General features: G+C 45.3%; 21 protein-coding genes. 2 read left to right on the top strand and 19 right to left on the bottom strand.

The annotated features are described in order from the left end of the window. Nucleotides 1–67 precede the first annotated feature (67 nt). A complete protein-coding gene (locus AC04Q4_RS14185; protein ID WP_173755874.1) occupies nt 68–601 on the top strand; it encodes a DUF3877 family protein in 534 nt (177 codons plus the stop codon). On the opposite strand, the gene AC04Q4_RS14180 is transcribed toward AC04Q4_RS14185, so the two are convergent. From AC04Q4_RS14180 to AC04Q4_RS14160, 5 genes are all read right to left on the bottom strand, one after another. Then, on the bottom strand, nt 598–2,409 hold the full coding sequence (locus tag AC04Q4_RS14180) for a DUF6320 domain-containing protein (RefSeq protein ID WP_476389172.1): 1,812 nt from the start codon (nt 2,407–2,409) through the stop codon (nt 598–600). The two genes, AC04Q4_RS14185 and AC04Q4_RS14180, sit on opposite strands and share 4 nt — an antisense overlap. Nucleotides 2,410–2,535: 126 nt before the next feature. Continuing rightward, nucleotides 2,536–3,477: an alpha/beta hydrolase gene (locus AC04Q4_RS14175; RefSeq protein WP_119239307.1), complete on the bottom strand. Its 942-nt coding sequence runs from the start codon at nt 3,475–3,477 to the stop codon at nt 2,536–2,538. Nucleotides 3,478–3,801: 324 nt separating this feature from the next. Beyond that, entirely contained in the window at nt 3,802–4,608 is an 807-nt protein-coding gene (locus AC04Q4_RS14170) for a DNA-3-methyladenine glycosylase family protein (protein WP_119239264.1), read from the bottom strand. Next, nucleotides 4,605–5,426 (bottom strand): AraC family transcriptional regulator, encoded by an 822-nt coding sequence (locus AC04Q4_RS14165; RefSeq protein WP_119239263.1) that lies wholly within the window; start codon nt 5,424–5,426, stop codon nt 4,605–4,607. Before AC04Q4_RS14165 ends, AC04Q4_RS14170 begins: the two co-directional genes overlap by 4 nt. A 299-nt stretch (nt 5,427–5,725) precedes the next feature. Continuing rightward, on the bottom strand, nt 5,726–6,169 hold the full coding sequence (locus AC04Q4_RS14160) for an HD domain-containing protein (protein WP_173737953.1): 444 nt from the start codon (nt 6,167–6,169) through the stop codon (nt 5,726–5,728). Between the two features lie 385 nt (nt 6,170–6,554). Here AC04Q4_RS14160 and AC04Q4_RS14155 point away from each other — a divergent pair, with 385 nt between their 5' ends. Next, nucleotides 6,555–6,833 carry a type II toxin-antitoxin system HicB family antitoxin gene (locus AC04Q4_RS14155; RefSeq protein WP_119239261.1) on the top strand — a complete coding sequence of 93 codons (279 nt, stop codon included), beginning with the start codon at nt 6,555–6,557 and terminating at the stop codon, nt 6,831–6,833. 72 nt (nt 6,834–6,905) lie between these two features. On the opposite strand, the gene AC04Q4_RS14150 is transcribed toward AC04Q4_RS14155, so the two are convergent. The 14 genes from AC04Q4_RS14150 to AC04Q4_RS14085 all read right to left on the bottom strand — a co-directional run bounded on the left by AC04Q4_RS14150 (nt 6,906) and on the right by AC04Q4_RS14085 (nt 18,911). Next, a complete protein-coding gene (locus AC04Q4_RS14150) occupies nt 6,906–7,346 on the bottom strand; it encodes a MarR family winged helix-turn-helix transcriptional regulator (protein WP_119239260.1) in 441 nt (146 codons plus the stop codon). Nucleotides 7,347–7,450: 104 nt separating this feature from the next. Next, on the bottom strand, nt 7,451–9,175 hold the full coding sequence (locus AC04Q4_RS14145; protein ID WP_173737954.1) for an acetyl-CoA carboxylase carboxyltransferase subunit alpha: 1,725 nt from the start codon (nt 9,173–9,175) through the stop codon (nt 7,451–7,453). Continuing rightward, nucleotides 9,165–10,529 (bottom strand): acetyl-CoA carboxylase biotin carboxylase subunit, encoded by a 1,365-nt coding sequence (accC, locus tag AC04Q4_RS14140; RefSeq protein WP_119239258.1) that lies wholly within the window; start codon nt 10,527–10,529, stop codon nt 9,165–9,167. The genes AC04Q4_RS14145 and accC overlap by 11 nt, the downstream gene beginning before the upstream one ends. A 9-nt stretch (nt 10,530–10,538) precedes the next feature. Continuing rightward, the gene (fabZ, locus tag AC04Q4_RS14135; protein WP_173737955.1) at nt 10,539–10,967 is read right to left on the bottom strand and encodes a 3-hydroxyacyl-ACP dehydratase FabZ; all 429 of its coding nucleotides are present in this window, start codon (nt 10,965–10,967) and stop codon (nt 10,539–10,541) included. Nucleotides 10,968–11,061: 94 nt separating this feature from the next. After that, nucleotides 11,062–11,622, bottom strand: coding sequence for an acetyl-CoA carboxylase biotin carboxyl carrier protein (gene accB / locus AC04Q4_RS14130; RefSeq protein WP_173737956.1), 561 nt, complete (start codon nt 11,620–11,622; stop codon nt 11,062–11,064). A 2-nt stretch (nt 11,623–11,624) separates the two neighbouring features. Further along, nucleotides 11,625–12,866: a beta-ketoacyl-ACP synthase II gene (gene fabF / locus AC04Q4_RS14125; RefSeq protein WP_173737957.1), complete on the bottom strand. Its 1,242-nt coding sequence runs from the start codon at nt 12,864–12,866 to the stop codon at nt 11,625–11,627. Nucleotides 12,867–12,879: 13 nt separating this feature from the next. Beyond that, nucleotides 12,880–13,620, bottom strand: coding sequence for a 3-oxoacyl-[acyl-carrier-protein] reductase (gene fabG, locus AC04Q4_RS14120; protein ID WP_173737958.1), 741 nt, complete (start codon nt 13,618–13,620; stop codon nt 12,880–12,882). 26 nt (nt 13,621–13,646) lie between these two features. Continuing rightward, nucleotides 13,647–14,567, bottom strand: coding sequence for an ACP S-malonyltransferase (gene fabD / locus AC04Q4_RS14115; RefSeq protein WP_173737959.1), 921 nt, complete (start codon nt 14,565–14,567; stop codon nt 13,647–13,649). A gap of 4 nt (nt 14,568–14,571) precedes the next feature. After that, a complete protein-coding gene (fabK, locus tag AC04Q4_RS14110; protein ID WP_119239253.1) occupies nt 14,572–15,516 on the bottom strand; it encodes an enoyl-[acyl-carrier-protein] reductase FabK in 945 nt (314 codons plus the stop codon). Between the two features lie 17 nt (nt 15,517–15,533). Next, nucleotides 15,534–16,499 carry a beta-ketoacyl-ACP synthase III gene (locus AC04Q4_RS14105; protein WP_173737960.1) on the bottom strand — a complete coding sequence of 322 codons (966 nt, stop codon included), beginning with the start codon at nt 16,497–16,499 and terminating at the stop codon, nt 15,534–15,536. 221 nt (nt 16,500–16,720) lie between these two features. Continuing rightward, nucleotides 16,721–16,987 carry a DUF1294 domain-containing protein gene (locus AC04Q4_RS14100; RefSeq protein ID WP_173737961.1) on the bottom strand — a complete coding sequence of 89 codons (267 nt, stop codon included), beginning with the start codon at nt 16,985–16,987 and terminating at the stop codon, nt 16,721–16,723. 16 nt (nt 16,988–17,003) lie between these two features. Then, on the bottom strand, nt 17,004–17,567 hold the full coding sequence (gene mnmM / locus AC04Q4_RS14095; RefSeq protein WP_173737977.1) for a tRNA 5-(aminomethyl)-2-thiouridylate-methyltransferase MnmM: 564 nt from the start codon (nt 17,565–17,567) through the stop codon (nt 17,004–17,006). Between the two features lie 137 nt (nt 17,568–17,704). Then, on the bottom strand, nt 17,705–18,196 hold the full coding sequence (locus AC04Q4_RS14090; RefSeq protein ID WP_173737962.1) for a GNAT family N-acetyltransferase: 492 nt from the start codon (nt 18,194–18,196) through the stop codon (nt 17,705–17,707). Nucleotides 18,197–18,272: 76 nt separating this feature from the next. Beyond that, entirely contained in the window at nt 18,273–18,911 is a 639-nt protein-coding gene (locus tag AC04Q4_RS14085; RefSeq protein ID WP_119239250.1) for a Crp/Fnr family transcriptional regulator, read from the bottom strand. Nucleotides 18,912–19,157 lie beyond the last annotated feature (246 nt).

Here is a 19,157-nt window from a genome sequence, read left to right as displayed (position 1 = left end):
TATACAATACCTGCAGATATGCAAAGTACTATAAAGCGTATATTCAAACTCCGGAAAGGACAACATTATGAATTTCAAAAAACTGGAAAATAATCTTCTGGACATGATCCAGGAACAACAGGTTAAGATCGGATATATGAGCGGTGTAACACGCTTCTATTATCCGCTGCAGTCTCTGAACCGACTCCTCGGAACAGAACTTACAGAAGAAGAAATGATACATGCGCTAGAAGAATTTTCTGCTTATGCAGAGGAACGTCTAGGAAAAGTGAAAGCCTCTTCCAAAAATGAACGTTTCTGTATCACACTGCCTCCCCAGGCTTCTGATTATGTGCATGAAAACAGAAAACCAAGTGAATTCCTGGTGCGCTTCATCAATACAGTAGCACACCACGGCTGTACTCTGGATGAGGTGATGGAGGTGTTCCACGCTTATTCCCGGCATGTTCATTTAGAGAAAACTACCGGCACAGGATTCGATTATCTCGTATACTTCGAAGACGGCATCCCGGATGATTACCGGTATTGTCTGTCCCTGGAAGGCGAGCATATGATCTATCACAAGTTCACACCGGAGGATTATGAAGATTTCGGGTTTTAAACCCGAAACTTCTTCTGAATCTCCCGGACTGTATCTTTTCTCTTAAACAGAAACAGCCACACCAGCATCAGAAAGCTGACACACACACAGATCAGTGACGGATACAGGACTGTCACCACTCCTGCTGCCAGCAGAATCACCGGAATCCCCCCTCCGAAAGCTCCCGCTTCCATAAGATAGATCATATATTCCGCAGCCTCCAGCTTCTGAACTGCAGTGATCACCCACATGGAACAGATCACAGCCAGTGCACCAAGGGGCAGAAGATAATCCACAGACCATCCTCTCCAGCCTGTAAGAACATCCCACAAAACTCCAGCCACAGTTACGATCACCAGCTGCCACATCTCATTCTTCAGAAGATTCCGCCGCTTCACATAGGCAACCGAAACCATCAGCCAGGTGCAAAACGCCCCTGCCGTTACAAACCAGGCCCAGCCCATATGTCCGTTAGCCAGAAAATCGATCAGATTACACACCACAGCCAGCACAATACAGAGAAATGTAAAACTCTCAAAAATCTTCGCAGGCTGTTTTCTTTCCTCTTTTTGTCCCGGAAAATCATTCTCCCGGATCTCACAGGACACTTGCTCCTCTTTCAGCTTCTCCACAAAATTCCGCTCGATATTTCCATTTGGTATTTTCGATGTAAAGCTTAATACCATCTCATCTCCAAAAGAGCAGGAACAAAGCTGCAGGCTGTCTGTGCTTGCAAAAAGTCCGAATCTCTGAATATACTCCCTGTATTCCTCCGGCATCCTGATAATTCCCACATTGGAATAGATAGCTGTAATTGACCTTCCTCCAAGAGTTGTACCAGCCAGAAGAAACGGAGTCTTGATCTCCAGCGGCACAAGCCGCAGCACCGGATTCTTCTCCAGGCTGACCAGGTCATTTAGCTTCGCAGCGATCACATCCCTGCTCAGTTCTTTTTTAAACTGCTCTTTCACAGATTCCAGAATATCTTTAAATGTAGTCTCCGGCTGAAAATAACAGCTGATCTCGATCCATCCGAAGAAATTCGCCATAGATTGGGATGGAAAATAATTTCTTAAGTTCACAGGGATCATCAGGCCGATCGGTTTTTTCAGCTGATTCTGCGGTACTTCCTCATGGATTGCCCATATGAGAGCTGCTGTGAGAAAAACAGTGATGGACACGCCTGCCGCTTTTGCCTGGGAATGGATCTCTTTTACCGGAATACAGACTTCCGTGATACTCATATCCTCCTGCTGCAACTTCTCGCCTTTCAGCTGAAATGCCGGCTTCTTGGACTCCCGTTTCCTCGGTGCATCGGAAGAATAATACTGGGAAAAACTGTCCTCTTCCATATCCTTCCCTGTGACATTCTCATCCGGAAAAAGCTCCGGGAGATTTTTCCCGGGATGTGCTTCCTGAATATAATTCTTCACAAGCTCCATCAGGAAATGCATAGCTCCTGTTCCATCAGTGAGGGCATGGAATACCTCGAAATTGATCCTGTTCTTATAATAGCTCACCCTGAAAAGAAGTGTTTTTTTGTCCGGAATATAAAGGCCGCTGCAGGGTGCACCTGTCTCTGCTTTCACCACTGCCGGAATATCACGCCGCTCCAGATAGAACCAAAACAGTCCCTTACGGAGGACAGCACGGAAAAGAGGATATTTTTCCATTGTCCGATCCAGTGCCGCCTGCAAAGTTTCTTCTTTTATTTCTTCTTTCAGTTCACAGTAAAAACGAAATACTCTTGTATCATTCTTTCCTGTCACAGCAGGGAACGCCAGCGCTGCATTATCCAGTTTTCTCCACTGTCCGTACTCGTTTTTCATGTTACTCTCCTTCTTCCTGTCAAGCATCTAGTATCCATTATCCGGGACTGTGCTCTTTTCTTCCATTTCCTGTCCGTTTATTGTTTTTCGTAACCTTGCCTGAACTACCCTGATTCAGTTAAATGCTTACTCCTGTTCTTCTTTTTCCAGAAAACGGTTCATATATTCAAAACTCTCCTGCACATGCAGGAATTTAATTCCCAGTGCAAAATACCCATGAAACGCACCTGCGATCCTGTGCACTTCCACACGGTTTCCCGCTGCCTTCAGCTTTTTGCCAAAAGCCTCCCCCTCATCACGGAGAGGATCAAACTCAGCTGTCAGGATCAATGTATCCGGCATATTTCGGAAATCTTTCGCCAGGATCGGTGCAAAATACGGATTCTGCCTGTCCTTCGGACTGCTCTCATAAAGCTTCAGATAGTCCTCCATCTTCTCAGCAGTGAGAAGATACCCTGTTCCGTTTGTCCTTACAGACTCGAATGGTGATTCTTCTGTATAACAGTTGTTCAGTGCCGGATAAATGAGAATCTGTTTTTTCGGAAAAAATTCTCCCCGATCTCTGGCCATCATACACACAGCTGCTGCCAGATTTCCTCCTGCGCTGTCTCCCATGATCGTAATACGATCCGGATCTGTATTCAGCAGAAAACGGTTGGTATAAAAAACCTTCGCAGCTGCATAACAGTCCATCAGTCCCACAGGAAACCGATACTCCGGTGCAAGCCTGTACTCCACAGATGCCACGATCTGTCCGGTAGACTGTGCCATTCTGGCACATACACGCTCATAATTCTCCACGCTTTCTGTCACCCAGCCACCGCCATGGAAAAACAGAATGACCGGAGGTTTTTTGCCGGAGGCCGCGCCATTTTCCATGGCCTCTTCATTTGGAAAGAACAGCCGGACGGGAACCTTATAATCTCCATTATAAACCTCCGCATCCAATGTTTTGTAAAAGATCCTCATTGGATCCATCTTCTTTATATCTGCCAGTTTCCTGGAGGCATCCACCTCGATCCCACCGTAGGAAAGTGCATGCAGAACAGTTCGTACTGCACGTGGCATGGTATTCTCACTCTTCACCGGAACGCCTGGTATCACAATAAAACGGCTTCTCTTCTTTCCTTTTCTTGTGTAAATATATTTCGTTTCTGTATCATACTTCGCCATGATCCGGACATATTTCACGCAGGTACGCTCGTATGTGATACGCTTCAATATTTCGTGATCTGTGCGGATGATCACCTCTGTTCCTTTGTAGCCACGGATGTAATAGCTGTTTTCTTTCTTTTTTATATGTGGTCGTCTTAATCTCAGTAAATGTATTCTGATCGCTTTCTCACCTCCGGGAAATTTTCTTTTGTCGTGAACTATGATAGCATCCGCAGGTTATGAGTACAAGTCATAGTAAAAAATATACTGCTGCATGATTCCCCTCATTCCTTTGTATCTGCGGTTTGGAAAGCCTCTTTTATAATGTACATCCATCACCTGCCGGATGTGAGTATCCACCGGAAAAGCATCCATATGATGCAGTGCAAAAAGACAGATACACTCTGCAACTTTTTCCCCTACACCGCAAAGTTTCAGCAGCTCCTTTTTGGCTCTGTGGTAGCTCATATCATAGATTCTTTCCAGCGAAATCTCGCCGGATGCAATAGTTCTTGCAGTCACTGCAATATATTTTGCCCGATATCCAAGTCCACACGCACGTAAATCTGCCTCCGTTACCTGACTTAAGGCTTCCACTGCAGGAAATGTATAATATTCCACGCCTTCCGTCGAAAATTTTCGTTCTCCATACATCCGGCAGATCGTCTCAATACATTTGCGGATACGTTTGATATTATTCTGCTGGGAGATCAGAAATGTAACGATCATTTCCCATAGATCCTGCCTTAAAATGCGGATTCCATCCCCCGCTTCTATTGCTGCATTAAGATATTTATCCCTGGGATTAGCAGCATTCATATACACCTCATAGTCTGTATCCAGGTCAAAATATCTCACCCAGTAACAGATAAATTCTTCCTGGGAACAGTAAAAATCCACAATTCCATTCTTCTGGTGCATTTCCAGATACTGGTCTCCTGCCACCATGGAAAAATGTCCGTCTCCAAGTTTCTTCATCCGGAAGCACTGCCCGGAATCGCATATCTTATCAAGGCTGAAATGTTCCAGCTCTACTGTGATCATGTTAGTTCCTCTCGTAAATATTTCTCTCTGTATAAATTCCGGTATTCCCGCGGAGTCATACGGTACCGCTCACGAAATACCCGGTTAAAAGTCCTCTGGCTCTCAAATCCTGCGTTCATACAGATATCTGTGATACTATCATCCGTACATTCCAGATGGACTGTCACATAATTCAGACGCTGTTCATTAAGAAACTGGTTGAAATTCCTGTGAAAAGTTCCCGAAAAAACTCTGGACAGCGTAAACTTGCTGATTCCAAGATCCCTTGCCATCTTTTCCAGGGAAACTTCATTACGGAAATGTCTGGCTATGTAGGACACGGTCTGATAGATGATATCGTTACTCTCCACGCTGCTTTTCTCCATCAGGCGAAAGCAGGGAATACTCCTTGCCAGAAGAATCTGCACGTAAGCCTGTTCTATCACAAGGCTGCTGTCCGGTTCTTTCCGGCTGACCCTGAGACAGCTCACCGCATTCACGATATCACGATGAACATTCTCTTTTTTTATAACAGGGTTCTGCGGACAGCTGCTCTGGATAACATCTGCAAACTGTCCAGCCAGAGCAGGCTTTGCCCAGAGATAAACCGCCTTATTCTCCCCCTGTGAAAAAACCTGATAATGATGGATCACATCCGGAAAGATCACCGCGAAGTCCCCTTCTTCCATATGAAAAAGCTCCTGTCCCATTCCCAGTTCCAAAGTTCCTTCTGTAATATAAATGAACTCTATGGAATTATGCAGATGAGGAGAAGCATGTGCAGATGTCCTTAAATGAACATGGAGATTCTTCTTTTTTTCTTCGTATACTGGAAACATGTATTTTCTCTCCTGCAAGATTTGACTACTTTTTTTGTGTTTTTGGCACGTAATATTTCCGATGGTCTATTATAATACATTTGTAAGTTAAAGAAAAGAGGAGGAAAACAAAATGAGAAAAATCAAAGACTTTATCAAATACGCAATGGAGTGCTACATGGCTATTTATGCAAGATACCCATACAACTTCCGCTAAGAAGATCCACAATAATATCTGAAGTCACGGATATTTTTGCGTGATCCATACGCATGAAAAATAACTGAATAAAAGTCAACATATGACTTATGCTAAAATAAACTCAGAAAGTTTCCTGAAGGATTTCCAGAGCCCGTTTATATCTTCCATGCAAACGAGAAATCTGTCGGGCAGAAATATTTTCGCAGTCAGTAAGACGTGTTACATCAGAATTGTGGAGCAGATCAGCCTGCTTCACTTTTTTTGCAATTGGATTCTTTCGAAGATTGCGGATATAATCAAAATAATTCATACTCTTATCTCTTGTCAGAAAACGAAGTGCCTCTACAACTTCTTCCGGAAAATTTTTTTCCAGATCTTCAAATGTAATCTCTGTATCTTCCACAACATCGTGAAGAAGTGCTGCACACACACTGATCTCATCATCCATCTGCTCCGCTACATAAAATGGATGAAAAATATAAGGTGTTCCGCTTCGATCTGTCTGTCCATGATGTGCCTCGTATGCCACCTTCATAGCTTTTTTCGTCAAAGCTGTATAAATCATAAACGTTCCTCCCGTCCGGTTCTGTCAAACCGCCGTTCCGGTCACTGCCTGCTTCGGTCACAGTAACCTGTTTTATGCTCTACATAACACAGTATAGCATCTGATCATCCTCCATACAAGGACAAGAACTCTTATATGTCTATCTTTTTTTCTTATATCTGACAATTTTCTGATTATAGTTTAGCCTATCATTATTCTCAAATTTGTCTGTACCTGAATCCTCTGTACTCTGTTGATAATCTTCTGAATAGTTATAGTGTATCAATCTGTTCATTCTCTTGCCCTAATTTTAAAATTGGTATATACTTATCACAATTGGGCAAAACCTTATTTTATGGCAATGCCCTGAATCTACAGCATTTTAAATCAGAAAGGAACCACACCAATGAAATTTATATATCCTGCAGTTTTCCGTCCCACAGAAGACAAAAAATACAACGCTTTTTTTCCGGATCTTGCCTGCTGCGAAGCGAAAGGCGATACTCTGGACGATGCCATTGAGAACGCCAACGCAGCTGCCTATGACTGGATCTACACAGAACTGATGGAATTCGAGGGCAAGCTTCCTCCTGTTTCCGAGGAGAGCGATCTGGATCTGAAAGAGGGCGATGTTGTCCGCAATATCTCTGTTAACATCCGTTTCCAGGATGGATGGGACGAATAATAAACAGGCAAAAAGCATCAGAACCGGCAGCTGTCTTTCGTTACCGATTCTGATGCTTTTATTTTGATTTCTTTATTGTTCATGATACTGCCTGAAAAACTTACGCAGTCCGTCCAGTGCTTTTACAAGTACTTCTGTCTCATCCTCATTCAGTTCTGCCAGCACAGCTTCTGTCATCTGTCTGTGAAATTCCGCATGATGGTGGTATGCCATACGTCCCTTGTTGGTAAGCTGGATAAATACAACACGGCGGTCCTTCTCGCTTCGCTCCCTTTTCACATAGCCTTTCTTCACAAGACTGTTCATAGAGGTTGTAAGCGATCCCACTGTAATGTTCAGCTTGGCTGCGATAGAAGACATATTGCCTCCACCCAGGCCAACTGCCTCAATAATGTGCATATCATTATTGGAGATATCTTTATATTTATCTGTGATGATGGCTTCTTCCTCCAGACGAAGGATCTCATTGAACAGATGCACCAGCACATCATTGATAACTTCCCGATTATCCACTCCTGTCCCTCTCCTGTTTCTCCGGAGTCAAAAAATCTCCCCGGTTCTCTGTTTATGAAGCCATCGTAACATAAATATAGGTTTTTTTCCACTGGATTTTCACTTTACATTTTCCTGAACCGCTGATAACGATGTTCCAGAAGTTCCTCCGGTTCTTTACCGCTGTATTTTTCAAGAAAGTCTGCAATTCCATTTTCCAGACAGCCGGCTACATCTTCCATATTCTCCCGACTTACCGGTTCTGTTTCCGGAATTACGTGCTCTATCATTCCCATCTCACAGAGATCTGCTGCTGTCAGTTTCATCACTTCAGCTGCTTCCTTTGCTTTTTTGCTGTCTTTCCAGAGAATGGATGCAAAGCCTTCCGGGGAAAGAATGGAATAAACCGAATGCTCCAGCATCCATACTTCGTCTGAAACTGCAAATGCAAGGGCACCGCCACTTCCGCCTTCTCCGATCACAATGGAAAGCACCGGGACGGTAAGACCTGCCAGTGTGTAGAGATTTTTTGCGATGGCTTCTCCCTGTCCTCGCTCTTCTGCTTCCAGTCCGCAGAAAGCACCGGGAGTATCCACCAGACAGATCACCGGGCGATGGAATTTCTCAGCCTGCTGCATAAGACGTAAGGATTTCCAGTAACCTTCCGGGGAAACCATTCCGAAATTCCGGGCTATGTTTTCTTTCGTTCCTTCGCCTTTTTCCTGGGCAAGGACTGTTACCGGATGACCATGAAAGAAAGCCACACCGCCGATTACCGCTGCATCATCACCGCAGTGGCGGTCGCCGTGAAATTCTATAAAATCATCAAAGAGGGCTTCGATATAGTCTTTTCCGGTTGGACGGGTCTTGGCTCTGGCGAGCTGAACATGCTCCCATGGAGTGAAGCTACCGGATGGGATAAATTTCGGCCATACAGTATTCCCGTTACTTTTGTCTGATATATGCGATTCAGCTACCTTGGATGTACTGGAATTTTGCCCTTTATTCTCATGCAATTTCAAAATATCTGCCAGCACGATCCTCTGATCATCACGTTCCACGATCTTATCAATAAATCCATGCTCCAGAAGAAACTCCGCTTTCTGGAATCCTTTTGGAAGCTTCTGGCCGATAGTCTGCTCGATGACTCTCGGGCCGGCGAAACCAATGAGAGCTTTCGGCTCTGCCAGAATGATATCTCCCAGCATAGCAAAGCTTGCGGTTACACCACCTGTTGTAGGATCTGTGAGAACCGGAACATAGAGAAGTCCTGCATCGCTGTGCTTGCGAAGTGCCATGCTTGTTTTTGCCATCTGCATCAGGGATACAAGTCCCTCCTGCATTCTGGCACCGCCGGAACAGATGTAGAGGATCACTGGAAGCTTTTCTTCTGTGGCACGCTCAAACACACGGGTGATTTTTTCTCCTACTACTTCTCCCATACTGGACATCATGAAACGGCAGTCGCAGACACCTAAAGCCACAGATATCCCTTTTATGGTACACTTACCAGTTACAACAGCTTCGTTAAGCCCTGTTTTCTCCTGAAGTGCACGGAGCTTTTCCTCGTATCCTCTGTACTGAAGAGGATTCTGTTCCTCCATCTCGGCATCCCATTCCACAAAGCTCTTTCTGTCTGCAATCATTTTGATCCGTCTGTATGCAGGCATATGAAAATAATTGCCACAATGAGGACAGATATAATGATTCTGTTTTACCTCATCTACAAAAACCGCTGCTTTGCAGGCATTGCATTTTCGCATCAGGTTATCCGGCACTTCGGGCGTATTTTCACGCTCCTCACCGCGGATATCCATGACTGTTTTTTTGAACATGTGCTTAATTCTCATTAATCTTCACTCCTGCAATGGTATGGCTGGCAAGAAAGCCAGTGTCAAAGTTTCCGGACTGATAATCCTCATTTTTTAAAATTTCATACTGATAGTCAATGTTTGTATCAATTCCGTCAATGATCACTTCCCCAAGTGCACTCTGCATTTTTGCAATGGCATCCCGGCGATTATCTGCATGGACAATAAGCTTGGCAAGCATGGAATCATAGTACGGCGGAATCTTACAGCCGTTGTATACACAGGTATCCACACGGATTCCGTTTCCCCCCGGAAAATGTGCACCTTTGATCTTTCCAGGTGACGGACGGAAATTTTTCTGCGGATTCTCTGCATTGATCCTGCATTCAATTGCATGTCCCATAATACGGACATTATCCTGAGTGATCCCAAGCGGCATTCCGGATGCGATCTTCAGCTGTTCTTTTACAAGATCGATTCCTGTAACCCACTCTGTTACCGGATGTTCAACCTGGATCCTTGTATTCATTTCCATAAACCAGAACTTTCCGTCAGGCTCCAGAAGGAATTCGATAGTTCCGGCATTTACATAACCTGCTGCTTTGGCTGCTGTCACTGCTGCGTGGCCCATTTTTTCTCTCAGCTCATCGGATACTGCAGCACTTGGGGATTCCTCGATCATCTTCTGGTGATTTCTCTGGATGGAACAGTCACGCTCTCCCAGGTGGATCACATTTCCCTGGCTGTCTGCAAGGATCTGAAACTCGATATGCCTTGGATTTACCACAAAATGTTCGATGTACATAGTACCGTCGCCAAAAGCGATCTCGGATTCTTTTCTGGCTGTTGCATAGGCCTCCGGAAATTCTTCCGGCGTATTTGCCACACGCATACCTTTTCCGCCGCCTCCGAGAGCCGCCTTGATGATTACAGGATAACCGATTCGCTCAGCTTCCTTAAGACCTGTCTCAATATCATCCACAGAGCCTTCACTTCCCGGAACTACAGGAACTCCTGCAGCTATCATTGTGCTTCTTGCAATCTGTTTGTTGCCAAGCATACGGATTACTTTTGATGGCGGACCTACGAAAGTGATGCCGCATTTTTCACAGAGTTCTGCAAATCTGGCATTTTCAGAAAGAAAGCCAAAGCCCGGATGAATGGCATCCGCACCGGAAACCATGGTTGCACTGATGATCTGTTCCATGTTCAGATAGCTTTGTGCGGAAGGGCCCGGGCCAATGCAGATCGCTTCATCTGCCAGCTGTGTATGGAGACTTTCCTCATCTGCCTCAGAATAAACGGCCACTGTTGCAATTCCCATTTCCCTGCAGGCACGGATAATACGCACCGCAATCTCGCCTCTGTTGGCGATCAGTAACTTTCGAATCATACAATCACCTTACCCGATCATAAATGTAAGCTCTGCCTCTACAGCAACTTCCCCGTCAACAGATGCCACCGCGGAGCCGATTCCTACAGGACCTTTTCTGCGGATGATCTTTGTCTCAAGACGAAGCTTATCTCCCGGAACTACCTTTCTGCGGAATTTGCATTTGTTGATGCCGCCAAAGTACGCTGTTTTTCCCTTCATATCCTCCAGGGAAAGAATGGCAACTGCACCTACCTGTGCCAGTGCTTCTACCATAAGGACTCCCGGCATTACCGGCTCCTGTGGAAAATGTCCTCTGAAAAAATCCTCGCGGAAAGTTACACATTTATATCCTGCCGCAAACTCGCCTGGTTCATAGTCTTCAATATAATCTACAAGGAGAAACGGATGTCTGTGTGGGATGATCTCCTCGATCTGTTTTACATCAAGATGTTTCATTTATTTATCCTCCTGAAAAGCTTCGGTGAAGCGTGCTGACCGAAGATCATTGCATATTTCATCCGCAGCTGTATCTGTTCTTTATCTGTAATTTTTATTTAATGCGAAAAAGTTTCTGTCCGTATTCCACAGGCTTTCCATTCTCCACATAGATCTCTGCAATTTCTCCATCGAAATCACTTTCGATCTCATTCATCAGTTTCATGGCCTCCACGATTGCAAGAACCTGACCTTTTTTCACCTTATCTCCTACCTGTACATAAGGAGGTAGATCCTGGGATGGAGCCGCATAGAAGGTTCCTACCAGAGGGGATGTTACCAGGCTTCCGGACTGATCAGAAGCAGCCTCGGACGGAGCTGATGTATCTGTTACGGTTTCTGACTGACTCTTACTTTCCTGCACAGCAGATGCTGACTGGTTGTTCTGCGCTTCTGTATTCACCTGGTCTGCCGTCTTCTGAACTGCCCTGCGGACTTTTCCACCTGTCATTCCTGCTGCCGGGATATTTTCCACTGCTTCACCCATAACACCCTGGATGATCTGTGGTTTTCCATGCTCCATTGTCAGTGTCAGATCATCTGTCTCATATGTAAAAGCGGTAAGCTCTGATGCTGATACATGATCGATCAGCTCAAGGATCTGGTTAAACTCCATTTTCAGTCCTCCTCATACTTCTTCACAAGCAATGTTCCGTTGTGGCCGCCAAAACCAAGGGAATTACTCATTGCATAACGTACTTCCTGACTGGCAGGCGCACCAATCATATAGTTGAGATCCAGCTCTTCCTCTGTCTCTTTCGTTCCCACTGTCTGGTGGATAAAGCCGTCCAGAATGGATTTCACACACACAATAAACTCAACAGCTCCGGCTGCTCCCAGAAGATGTCCCACCATGGATTTTGTGGAGTTGATCTTCACATTTTTTGCAGCATCTTTGAACGCAAGCTTGATAGCTCTTGTCTCAAAAAGATCGTTATGATGTGTTCCGGTTCCGTGTGCATTAATGTAGTCAACTTCCTCAGGTGCAACTCCCGCCTCTTTCATGGCGTTTTCCATAGCGCGTGCTGCTCCGCTTCCGTCCTCTGCCGGAGAAGTAATGTGAAATGCGTCTGCTGTTGCACCGTAGCCAACAACCTCTGCAAGAATATTGGCATTTCTTTTTTTCGCATGCTCAAGCTCTTCCAGAACCACAATGCCGGCACCTTCGCCCATAACAAAACCGCCTCTGTCCTTATCAAAAGGAATGGATGCACGCAGCGGATCTTCGCTTGTGGAGAGGGCTGTCAGACTTGAAAATCCTGCGATTCCGATGGGGCAGATCGCGCCTTCTGTTCCACCTGCAAGCATTACATCTGCATCCCCGTACTGGATCGCACGGAAAGCATCTCCGATACAGTGGGTTCCTGTTGCACATGCAGTTACAACGTTAGTACATTTTCCTTTTGCACCGGTTGCAATGGAAACATTTCCTGCTGCCATGTTTGTGATCATTTTCGGAACAAGAAGTGGATCAACTCTTGACGGGCCTTTTTCCACAAGCTTCTTCTCATTAAGCTCTGTTGCCTGAAGGCTTCCCACACCGGAACCGATGATCACGCCTACCATGTACGGATCTTCCTCCTCCATCTTAAGGCCTGCATTTTCCACAGCTTCCAGAGCAGCTACTACTGCATACTGGGAAAAAGGCTCCATTCTTCTGGCTGTTCTCGGGTCCATACGGTCTTTTGCCACAAAATCCTTCAGCTCCGCTGCCAGTGTTGCCTTATATCCTGTTGTATCAAAACGGGTGATCGGCCCGATTCCTACTTTTCCTTCTTTTACTCCGTTCCAGAAGCTTTTCACATCATTTCCAATAGGTGTTACTGCGCCAAGTCCTGTTACTACTACTCGTCTTTTCATCCTCAACTCTCCTCTACATTGCCATTCCGCCGTCTACACTGAGCACCTGTCCTGTGATATAACGTGCACCGTCAGATGCCAGAAATGCTGCTGCTTTTGCCACATCTTCTGTTGTTCCCATTTTTCCCATTGGAATAGATGCCGCGATATTTTCTTTTACTTTGTCAGAAAGCACGTCTGTCATATCTGTTTTAATAAATCCCGGGGCAATGGCGTTTACGGTGATTCCTCTGGATGCAAGCTCTTTTGCAGCGGATTTTGTCAGACCGATGATTCCTGCTTTTGAGGCTGCGTAGTTGGCCTGTCCTGCGTTTCCGTGGAGACCTACTACAGACGCAAGGCTGATGATCCGGCCGCTTCGCTGTCTCAGCATCATTCTGGACACATGTCGGATACAGTTGAACGCACCTTTCAGATTCACATCAATTACTCTGGAAAAGTCTTCTTCACTCATCTTCATGAGAAGTCCGTCTTTTGTGATTCCCGCATTGTTTACCAGGATATCGACTCTTCCATATCTTTCTGCAATAACCTTGAAAAAAGTCTCACACGCATTAAAATCTGCCACGTTGCACTGCATCACATCTGCCTGTCCGCCAGCTGCCTCAATCTCTTTTTTGGTCTCTTCTGCCTTGTCTGCTGAACCATTATAATTGATCACTACAATATTTCCTGCTTTTGCAAGTTCCATGGCAATGGCTTTTCCGATTCCACGCGCACCGCCTGTTACTACTGCGATTTTTTTATCTGACATATGAATTCCTTTCTGGGCGATTATCTTCATCCGATTTCCTGGCAGACTTTTTCTGCGTCTTCTACTGTCTGGATATTATATACTTTTACATTCCTGTTGATCTTTCTCATGAATCCGGCAAGAGTTCTTCCTGGTCCGATCTCTACAAATGTATCAACTCCCTGGCTGATCATATTTTCTACACTCTGCTGCCAGCGAACAGAAGAAGCGATCTGTTCTTCCAGAAATGCTTTTGTCTCTGCTGAATCTTCCACATACTCTGCTGTTACATTTGTGACATATGGGATCTGAAGGGGATGAAGAGTGACATTTTCCAGAACCTTACCCAGCTCTTTTCCTGCTTCTTTCAGCATTGCAGAATGGAAAGGACCGCTGACATTTAACGGGATTACTCTTCTTCCACCTGCTTCTTTCAGTTTTTCGGAAGCTTCACTGACTGCCTGGGCAAGTCCTGTGATCACGATCTGTCCCGGACAGTTATAATTGGCAATGCTCACATCCGGAATATCTGAGATCACTTCCTCGATCTTCTCTGTTTCCATTCCCATTACAGCTGCCATGCTGCCCTGTCCTGCCGGAACAGCCTGCTCCATAAGGATTCCTCTTTTTCTTACCGTTGTAATGGCATCTTTCAGATCCATGCCGCCTGCTGCTTCAATGGCGCAGTATTCACCAAGGCTTAACCCTGCTGTCACATCCGGGTGAAGTCCCATTTCTTCTACCACTTTTTCCATTGCAAGACAGGTTGTGACAAGTGCCGCCTGTGTATACTCAGTAAGGTCAAGTTTATCATTCTCCTCAAAGCAGAGAGCTTTCATGTCAAGATCCAGCCACTCACTGGCTGAATCAAAAACCTTTTTTGCTGTGTCATATTTTTCATAAAAATCTTTTCCCATACCAGCTTTCTGTGCGCCCTGGCCCGGAAAGATAAATGCTATTTTTCCCATTTGCTTATTCCTCCACAAGAAAAGCGTGTTTTTTTACAGCTTCCTTCGTTTCCGCGATCAGTCTCGTCATAAGCTCTTTACAGGTCGGCACATCTTTCACCATTCCTGCGATCTGGCCGGACATGACGCTTCCTGTTTTTACATCACCATCTACAACAGCCTTGCGAAGTCCGCCAAGTGTGAGCATCTCAAGCTCCTCAAAAGATGCTCCTGCTGCTTCTTTTTCCAGATATTCTTTTGTCATCGGATTTCTTAAAGTACGTACCGGATGGCCTGTGGTACGGCCGGTTACTCTTGTATCGATATCTTTTGCTTTCAGAAGGAACTGCTTGTAATTCTCATGGACATTACATTCCTCAGTTGCTACGAAACGTGTTCCCATCTGTACACCTTCTGCTCCCAGCATAAAGGCTGCCGCGATTCCGCGGCCGTCTGCGATTCCGCCTGCTGCGATCACCGGGATCTGTACTGCATCAACAACCTGTGGCACCAGTGCCATTGTTGTTGTCTCTCCGATATGTCCGCCTGACTCCGTTCCCTCTGCCACAACAGCATCTGCACCACAGCGTTCCATTCTTCTTGCAAGAGCTACTGATGCAACCACCGGAATAACTTTTACTCCGGCTGTTTTCCATGCTTCCATGTATTTCTCAGGACTTCCGGCGCCGGTTGTTACCACCTTGATTCCTTCTTCTACTACAATCTTTGCAACCTCATCTGCACTTGGGCTCATAAGCATGATGTTTACACCAAAAGGCTTGTCTGTCAGCTTTTTTGCCTCGCGGATCTGCTCGCGAACCCATTCAGCCGGTGCATTGGCTGCTGCGATCAGCCCAAGACCGCCAGCCTCAGATACAGCAGCTGCAATATGATGATCTGCTACCCAGGCCATACCGCCCTGAATGACAGGATATTCAATACCAAGTAATTCTGTGATTCTCGTTTTCATTTTTTACCTCCGGGAAATTAATACTCAATCAAACTCGCTCCATATGTCAATCCACCGCCGAAGCCTGCAAGTACCAGCTTATCGCCTCTCTGCAGTTTTCCGCTTTTTTTCACCTCATCCAGAAGGATCAGAAGACTTGCTGATGAGGTATTTCCGTATTCATCCATATTCATGGGAAACTTGGAAATGTCTTCTCCTATTCGCCTTGCTGCTGAGCGGATGATCCGCTCGTTTGCCTGATGAAGAAGATAATATCGAATGTCCTCACATGGAACTTTTTCTCTGGAAAGAAGATTTTTTACTGCCTCCGGAACTTTCGAAACTGCGAAGGTAAAAACTTCTTTTCCATTCATTTGTATGTAGGTTTCTTTTGCTTTGGGATCTGTTTCGTATTGGATCTGGTTTCTGCTTCGTAATGTAAGCGCACCGCCTTTTTTTCCAATGGACTGTGTTACCTGAGCATATTTGCCGCCTTCTTCTGCTTTCAGTACAACTGCTCCTGCTCCATCCCCAAAAAGGATGCAGGTGCCTCGATCTGTCCAGTCCGTTAAACCGGATAATTTCTCTGCACCGATCACAAGTGCTGTCTGATAAATTCCCTGGGACAGATAAGCCTGTGCTGTGTTTAATGCCAGAAGAGATCCTGTACAAGCTCCGTTCAGATCGAAACAGGTAGCATTTTCTGCGCCAAGTTTTTCCTGCACTCCGCATGCCACACAAGGCATGATCTCAGTTGGTGAGATGGTCGCTACAATAATAAGGTCGATCTCCTCTGCCTTCATATCTGCATCTTCCAGTGCTCTCTGTGCTGCCCTTGATGCCATTGTCACAGTATCTTCATTTTCTTCCGCAATGTGTCTCTGCACCACTCCGGTTCTTTCCCGGATCCATTCATCACTGGTGTCCACCATCCTGGCCAGATCGTTGTTGTCCCATACTTTCGGCGGTGCCCAGGAACCTGTTCCACATATTTTACCTGTCATATTTCTCTCCATAATCTTTGCTGCTGTTCTCTAGATTATATTTTGCTTTAAAATATTTTGATTATCAAATTATATCATCATAAAAGTATTTGTCAAGAAGAAATGTTATAGTAACCTTTGGTATGAGCTGCGTTATCGCATTATTTAACCGGCTTTTCATAAAATAACAGCTGCCGCAGACGTGGAGTATTAAACTCCACTGCCTGACAGGCAGCTGTTATTTACATTGTCTGTATAAACCAAACTACAACAATCTCCACAACCAGTATCACCGGAACACCGACTGCAAATTTAGGTTTTCTCGTTTTATGATGGAAAAACTGCATCCCTAAGATCGCTCCGGCACTGCCGCCGATGAGGGCACTGAGAAGAAGGGTTTTCTCCGGGATCCGCCAGAGATTCCGACGGGCTTTTTGTTTATCGATGCCGAATAATACGAAGGCCAGGATGTTGACGGCCAATAGATAATAATATATGTAATCGTTCATGATTTTCCCCTTCCTCTTATAGTTTAATAATCAGCACCGGTATTGGCGGATCATTGGGACGATTTGCATATTCTGACTGGATAACCAGATATTTATGCGGATCCAGCTGCCGGATAAAATCCAGCATAGCGTCCCGCTCCTGAAATCCGGTGTCCCCGCCGCTGTAGATACACAATGTCATAAGGCCACCCTTTTTCAACAGGCGAAGACCAGCTTCCACAGCTTTTTTGCTGCTGTCAGCCTTAGTTGCAATGGAATGATCCCCACCAGGAAGATAACCCAGATTAAAGGTGATGCAGGATACGGTATCCGGTTTTGCATAGTTCATCATATTTTCGTGTGAATCCAGGAACAGCTGATAATTCTCAGGGCAGCCATCCTTCAAAAGCCGTTCCGCAGTATGCTCCAGTGCCTGCTTCTGAATGTCAAAAGCAATCACATGACCCTTCTCTCCTGCAAGCCTGCTCAGAAGTGCAGTATCATTCCCGTTTCCCATCGTTGCATCAATACAGATATCCCCCGGCATTACCTGCTGCCTGATAAAATGCTGAGTATATGCTGTGATCTGAAGATTTTTCATAATGAATCCTTTCTTTTCCTGCAAAGTCACTACCACCAGCTCTGCTGCGAGTTTGAGATCGTTCCAATCAGGCACATCCATCCCCTGTCGAAAACTTCCATAAATAAAACAGACCTTCAAACGAATAGCTTCTGTCTCTACAGTTCATGATAATACGGGCAGATATCCTCATAATGTCCGTCCTTCATACGGAATCCCTTCGGGATCACGCCAAGCTGCACGAAGCCAAGTCTCTCATAAAGATGTCTTGCATGAACATTACATGCCACGACCGCATTAAACTGCAAAACTCCAAAGCCGTGCTCTTTTCCCTGCACCAGACAGTCTGACACCAGTTTTTCTCCGATATGAAGACCCCTGGAATCTCTGCTTACTGCATAACTGGCGTTGCAGATATGGCCGCATCTTCCTATATTATTGGGATGAAGAATATAAAGGCCATAAACCTTTCCGCTTTCCTTATCTACAGCCGCAGCTGTATATGTCTGCTCCGCAAAAAAATTTCTTCCTGTTTCTTCATTCAGATATTCTTCCTGCGGAAAAGCCACGCCATCTTCTACAACCTCATTCCAGATCCGGATCAGGTCCGAAAGATCTTTTTCCTCGTATTTTCTTACTGTAATATTCACAATAACTTCTCCTCTCGCATTTCTGCAAAGCACACAGCAAAACAGTCATTTGCATTTTATTTCCCCTCTTCTACATTCACATAAGCAGCTCCACATTCCGCCCGTCACGCCACAGTACACCTTCATCAGTCAGATTCCTGATCTCTCGCATCATGGCACTGCGGTCCACACTCAAGTACTGAGCCAGCGCAGTATATGACATCGGCAGTTTAAACTTCCCGGTATTCTTCTCTGCGGCCAGTGAATGAAGATACGCCATCAGTTTTTTTCTGGTGCTGGACCTGGAAAGCATATAGATACGGTCCGTCTGCTGTCTGGAGCGAAGTGCGATCATCTGCAGAAGATTGCTGACCATCTGACTGTGATGATGACAGGCATTTTCACATCGCTTGATCACGTGCTCATAATCAATAAACATCACCTTCGTATCCGTAGTGGCACACACATAATAATGCTGGGAATCTGCCGGAAGCAAAAAAGGCTCTCCAAACACGCTGTCTCTGTTCAGTTCATCGATCACATACTCATTCCCGTCTTCATCACAGCAGTAAAGAACTGCCCGTCCCTCCTGGATCAGACCGATTTTTTTCATGGAGCTGGAATATTCCATGATCGTCTCCCCATTCTGGAAAAAAGCCTCCCGGACTTTGAAACAGACACGCATTCTTTCCTGCTCTTCGGGCAGAATATCCGTAAATAATGTGATATGCTCCATAGCTTCTTTTCCCCATCCTTCCCCATGTTATCTGCTCATGATTTTATACCAGCATATCTGAAATGTAAAGATAAAGCGGTTCATTCCATGAATGACATCACGCTCTGTATTACTGTTCACTCCGTGGCCAGCAGTACACTTCGCAATGCACCGAAATCACAAGCATTTTATAAAACATTATCTGGAAAACACGCTGTAATAATCCCCTGGAAAAATGTTTATTTTAATAATGACATTTATATATTT

The sequence above is a fragment of the Blautia sp. HA8986 genome (assembly GCF_056504635.1).
This window is presented reverse-complemented; position numbering and strand designations above follow the sequence as displayed.